At 40.3% G+C, this 2,134-nt stretch carries 1 pseudogene; it reads right to left on the bottom strand.

Annotated elements, in window-relative coordinates:
- Positions 1-2,134 (bottom strand): annotated as a pseudogene (locus DC082_RS10525) (hypothetical protein); the annotation flags it as partial.

The following is a 2,134-nucleotide window of genomic DNA, read 5'->3' on the forward strand; positions in this document are numbered from 1 at the left end:
TTATCAATCACTAATGAGTGCTTGTCGGCTGATAATTGCAGTAAGCCCAAGCTTCCCGTTGAGACCTTATTCTCAATATTAGTAATACTCTGGCTATTATCTATTACACGATCATCAATATTCTTAAAGGCATCTTTAACATTATTCACTGTTGTACTGCCTTCTTTACCTAGCGCTAATTTCCAACTGCCATCGGTCTCTAAGCCTCCTAATGCCGTTGTGACATTTGTAACGTTTTGATTCGTTGTATCCAATTCACCTTTGACATGAGCAAAACCAGCATTCACATCTTTAATCGGATTATCAGCCCCTAAAGCCTCTTGGAAATTAACCCCCGTTAATTGACCATCTTCATCAAGCTTCGCACTACCGCCTAACGCTTTAGTAACATTTGAATTTGCCATATGAAGTTGTGAACCATTGATGGCATCAGTTGAATTATCGGCAATCTTTCCAACTTTAACGCCTGTTAAGGTACGACCTTCACCCTCTTTCTTCGCAAGTGTGAAAGTATCTGCAACATTTGCGACTTTATTATCAATCACTAATGACTTTCTATCAGTTGATAATTGCAGTAAGCCCAAACTTCCCGTTGAGACCTTATTCTCAATATTAGTAATACTCTGGCTATTATCTATTACACGATCATCAATATTCTTAAAGGCCTCTTTAACATTATTCACTGTTGTACTGTCTTCTTTACCTAGCGCTAATTTCCAACTGCCATCGGTCTCTAAGCCTCCCAATGCCGTTGTGACATTTGTAACGTTTTGATTCGTTGTATCCAATTCACCTTTGACATGAGCAAAACCAGCATTCACATCTTTAATCGGATTATCAGATCCTAAAGCCTCTTGGAAATTAACTCCTGTTAACTGACCGTCTTCATCAAGCTTCGCACTACCGCCTAACGCTTTAGTAACATTTAAATTAGCCGCATAAAGCTGTGAACCATTGATGGCATCAGTTGAATTATCGGCAATCTTTCCAGCTTTAACGCCTGTTAAGGTACGACCTTCACCCTCTTTCTTCGCAAGTGTGAAAGTATCTGCAACATTTGCGACTTTATTATCAATCACTAATGACTTTTTATCAGTTGATAATTGCAGTAAGCCCAAACTTCCCGTTGAGACCTTATTCTCAATATTAGTAATACTCTGGCTATTATCTATTACACGATCATCAATATTCTTAAAGGCCTCTTTAACATTATTCACTGTTGTACTGTCTTCTTTACCTAGCGCTAATTTCCAAGTGCCATCGGTCTCCAAGCCTCCCAATGCCATTGTGACATTTGTAACGTTTTGATTCGTTGTATCCAATTCACCTTTGACATGAGCAAAACCAGCATTCACATCTTTAATCGGATTATCAGCCCCTAAAGCCTCTTGGAAATTAACCCCCGTTAATTGACCATCTTCATTAAGATCAACTTTACCTCCTAACGCATTAGCAACATTTAAATTAGCCGCATAAAGCTGTGAGCCATTGATGGCATCGAGTGAGTCACCCGCTATCTTTCCGGTGGCAACACCTGCTAAAGTACGTGTTCCTTCACCATTTGAAAAATCAAAAGTAGGAGCATCTTTCGCAAGCTCGTTATTAATGACGATCTTATCGCCCTCAAGCTTCACAAGACCTGCTTTACCAGTATTGATATTGGTGATCTTTTCATCTCGCTCTTTTAATTGCGCCATGTTAACAGCGTCATTATCGTCCGCACCGTTAGCAACGCCGGTAATTTTCTTGTTACCCGCATTGATACCATTTTTCGTAATACTTGGAGCGCCATTACCTAAAGTTAAACCTTGATCATTCAGCACAACCTTATCGCCGACTTTCACGCCATCGTTATTCACAACAGTCTGACCAGTCGTCACTGAACCTGTCTCACCAAGATCGATCTTTTCAGCAAGTTTAACATCGAGAGATTTAAGCACTCCCGCATCATCAACATCAGCAACAACACCGATATTCTTATCCGTTAACTTGCCTTCTGCGCCCCCTTTAAGGTTAACAACTTCCCCTAACTTGACGCCACCTTTAACATCAGCATCATCTCCTGCAAATTTAAGACCACCCTCAACAACACCTTTTAGGTTATTGTCGATATTGGTTAATGCCTCACCTACGT

It is taken from the genome of Ignatzschineria indica (assembly GCF_003121925.1).
Lineage (GTDB): Bacteria > Pseudomonadota > Gammaproteobacteria > Cardiobacteriales > Wohlfahrtiimonadaceae > Ignatzschineria > Ignatzschineria indica.